This is a genomic window from Streptomyces sp. 13-12-16 (genome assembly GCF_002114215.1).
Classification (GTDB): Bacteria; Actinomycetota; Actinomycetes; order Streptomycetales; family Streptomycetaceae; genus Streptomyces.
In genome coordinates this window covers 1-2,366 of sequence record NZ_NCTE01000822.1, presented here as the reverse complement: position 1 = coordinate 2,366, position 2,366 = coordinate 1, and the positions used below count along the sequence as shown (strand labels likewise).

Sequence of the window (2,366 nt, the reverse complement as noted above, 5' to 3'; positions counted from 1 at the left end):
GCGATGGCCTTGCGGGGACGGGCGGGCAGCAGCTCGGCGCCCGCGCCGGCGAAGGAGTCGAGTCCGGCCGCGTGGATGCGGGTGATCGCCTCCTCGACGCCCACCTCGCTGATCCGCGCCATGTGCTCGACCTCGCTCGCCCCCAGGCTGTGGATGACGAGCTGCGGGAACTCCTTCTTGATGGCGGCGAAGTGCCTCTCGTAGTACTCGACGCCGTAGTCCGGGTGGTGCCCGCCCTGGAACATGATCTGGGTGCCGCCGAGCTCGACGGTCTCGGCGCAGCGCCGCAGGATGTCGTCGAGGTCGCGGGTCCAGCCCCTGGCGGTGTCCTTGGGGGCCGCGTAGAAGGCGCAGAACCTGCACGCCGTGACGCACACGTTCGTGTAGTTGATGTTCCGCTCGATGATGTACGTCGCGATGTGCTCCGTACCGGCGTACCGGCGCCTGCGCACGGCGTCGGCGGCGGCGCCCAGCGCGTGCAGCGGGGCGTCGCGGTAGAGGTCGAGGGCCTCCTCGGGGGTGATCCGCCCACCGGCGGCGGCACGGTCGAGGACGGCCGTGAGTTCGGAGTGCTCCGGGGTGGACCGCGACATGGCAGACGCCCTTTCTCGTGCCTCGGCGATGGTGATGGGTGTCATGCGGTACTCACCGCGCCTCAGCGCCGTCGAGCAACCGCAGGTCGAGCTCGCGGGGGAAGCCCGCCGCTCCGCCCCCGGCCCTGCTGGCGAACTCCCGGACACCGGCCAGCTGACGTCGGCCGAGACGGAAGTCGAGGGCGGTGGTGAAGTAGCGCTGGAGGACCTCGGGACCGTGGGGCACCCAGGACGCTGCCCGTCGGCACACCGTCTCCACGTTCTCCAATGCCACGTCCCGGGAGGCGAGCAGTGCCTCGTGTACCTGGTGGACCTTCTCGGGCTCCCGGGCGAGGAAGTCCCGGCGGGCTGCGAACACGGCGAAGACGAACGGCAACCCCGTCCAGTCCCGCCACATCTGTCCGAGGTCGTGCACTTCCAGGCCGTTGGCGGGCGCCTCCGACAGCGAAGCCCGCAGGGCGGGGTCACCGATGAGCACGCCCGCACGCGCCCGGGACAGCATCGTGCCGAGGTCCGGTGGACACACGAAGTAGTCGGGATCGACGCCCGTCCTCTCGGCCAGCAGCAGTTCCGCGAGACGGACGGACGTACGGCTGGTGGAGCACAGGGCCACGGGCGCGCCGTCCAACCGCTCCAGTGGCGTTCTGCTGAGAATGAGACAGGACATCACGGGCCCGTCGCAGCCCACGGCGATGTCCGGCAGTACCACCAGATCGTCGGCATGGCGGAGGAACTCGACCAGGCTGATCGGACCGATGTCCAGGTCGCCGGCCACGAGGGCGTTGCTCAGAGCGTCGGGGGTGTCGGAGACCAGGTCCATGTCGAGCAGACCACCGGTCCGGGCCAGACCCCAGTACAGCGGAAAGCTGTTGAGGAAACCGATGTGGCCGACCCTGGGCCGCCGGAGGAGCCCGTGCGCGGGCGGTAAGGGATGTGCGGTGGTGGGGAAAACCGCCATGACGGCAACTCCTCGGCGGGTTGGGGACGGGTGGGACTGCGGGCTCAGGCGTCGGGGCCGTACACCTCCACACGGTCCGAGCGGCGACGTACGTGAATGCAGTCACCCGGGCAGTCCTTGGCGGAGTCCGCCACGTCACGAAGCAGTGACAGCGGGACGGGGACGGCGGCACCGGGCGTGGTGCACAGCTCGTCCTCCTCGTCCTTGACGTAGGCGAGACCGTCCACGTCCAGCTCGAAGACATCCGGCGCGTACTGGGCGCAGATGCCGTCTCCGGTGCACAGGTCCTGGTCGATCCAGACTTCGAGGTCGTTCTCGTCCGTGGGGACTGACATGATCATCCTTCCGGTCTGCGAGTCGGTGCGGGTCGGTGTCCGGTTCAGACCTGCATCGGCTGGGGGGACTCCCGGCGCGCCGGGTCGGGACCGTCGTACTCCCGGATCACCTCGTACCGGGTGTTGCGTTCCACCGGCCGGAACCCCGCGTCGCGGATGAGGTCCAGCAGATCCTCACGGGTGAGTTTGTTCGGCGTGCCGAAGTCGTCCGCGTCGTGCGTGATCTTGTACTCGACCACCGACCCGTCCATGTCGTCCGCCCCGTGCTGCAGCGCGAGCTGCGCCGTCTGCACGCCGTGCATCACCCAGAACACCTTGACGTGCGGCACGTTGTCGAACAGCAGCCGCGACACCGCGAACGTCTTCAGCGCCTCCGCCCCGGTCGCCATCTGCGTCCGCGCCTGGAGCCGGTTGCGTACCTTGCCGTCCTTCACGTCCACGAAGTCGTGCTGGTAGCGCAGCGGGATGAAGACCTGGAAA

3 protein-coding genes and 1 pseudogene are annotated in these 2,366 nt (G+C 69.2%); all 4 read right to left on the bottom strand.

Annotation, left to right across the window (positions count from 1 at the left end; translation table 11 throughout):
- Positions 1–593: radical SAM protein (locus B7767_RS29735; protein WP_143652695.1), on the bottom strand; the 593-nt coding region annotated here is incomplete at its 3' end.
- Between the two features lie 52 nt (positions 594–645).
- Positions 646–1,551, bottom strand: a complete 906-nt coding sequence (locus B7767_RS29730) for a menaquinone biosynthetic enzyme MqnA/MqnD family protein (protein ID WP_085574856.1) — start codon at positions 1,549–1,551, stop codon at positions 646–648.
- Positions 1,552–1,595: 44 nt separating this feature from the next.
- Positions 1,596–1,886, bottom strand: coding sequence for a ferredoxin (locus B7767_RS29725; RefSeq protein ID WP_256923621.1), 291 nt, complete (start codon positions 1,884–1,886; stop codon positions 1,596–1,598).
- A 44-nt stretch (positions 1,887–1,930) separates the two neighbouring features.
- Positions 1,931–2,366: pseudogene (locus B7767_RS29720) on the bottom strand (aminofutalosine synthase MqnE); the annotation flags it as partial.